The following is an 864-nucleotide window of genomic DNA, read 5'->3' on the forward strand; positions in this document are numbered from 1 at the left end:
CGCCTCCGCCTCGCCCTCGCCGCCGACTACGCCCGCGTCGGCCGTACGAGCGAGGCCCGCGCCCACCTCGTCCGCGCCCGCGAGGCGGCCGAGGCGCTGACGGCGGGGCCTTACGCGGACGGGGTACGAGCGGCGATCATCCGGCTGGGGCAGCGGCTGGGGGCGTGACGGGCGGCGGAGCTGATGGCTCGCCGGTTCCCGCCCGGGCGCGGGGGAGCGGGCTAGCCTGGCCCGTCATGACAGCACCCGCGTCCGCCGACTGGCCGCCCGCCCCGATACCGACCGCCCGCCTCGTGCTCCGCGCCGCCGAGGCGCGGGACCGGGCGACGTGCGTCGAACTCTTCTCCTCGGAGGAGGTCGGCACCTACACGGGCGGAGCCCGACCGCGCGCGGAGCTGGAGGCGGCGATGCCCGAAGTGCCCGGACAGCGCCCGGGGTTCTTCGTGGTCACGGTGGCGGACGGGATGATCGGCGCGGTGACGCTCGACCGGCGCGAGGACGGGGCCACCGAGCTGGGGTACCTCTTCCTGCCCCGCGCGTGGGGCCGCGGTTACGCGACCGAGGCGTGCGCGGCGGCGCTCGGCTGGTGCGCGCTCGCGCGTCCCGGCGATCCGGTGGTGGTGACGATCCGGACGGCCAACACCCGCTCGATGCGCCTCGCGGCACGGCTCGGCTTCACCGAGGTGAAGCGGTTCCACGAGTGGGGCGCCGAGCAGTGGCGCGGTCAGCGGACGCCGGGGGCGGCGGCGGACTGAGCCCGTCCCGCCCACGTACCGTCCACCGGCGTGAGCGGGTCGTCCACCGGCGTGAGCGGGTCCGGGCGGGCGAGGACCCGCGCGAGCGGCGTCCCCTCGCGGGCGGCGA

At 77.9% G+C, this 864-nt stretch carries 1 protein-coding gene; it reads left to right on the forward strand.

Annotation, left to right across the window (positions count from 1 at the left end; all coding sequences use genetic code 11):
* Positions 1 to 236: 236 nt before the first annotated feature.
* Positions 237 to 755 carry a GNAT family N-acetyltransferase gene (locus G3I42_RS03240; protein ID WP_203606305.1) on the forward strand — a complete coding sequence of 173 codons (519 nt, stop codon included), beginning with the start codon at positions 237 to 239 and terminating at the stop codon, positions 753 to 755.
* Positions 756 to 864 lie beyond the last annotated feature (109 nt).

Origin of the sequence: Streptomyces sp. SID11385, from assembly GCF_010548245.1 — a bacterium.
In the GTDB taxonomy this organism is placed as follows: Bacteria; Actinomycetota; Actinomycetes; order Streptomycetales; family Streptomycetaceae; genus Streptomyces.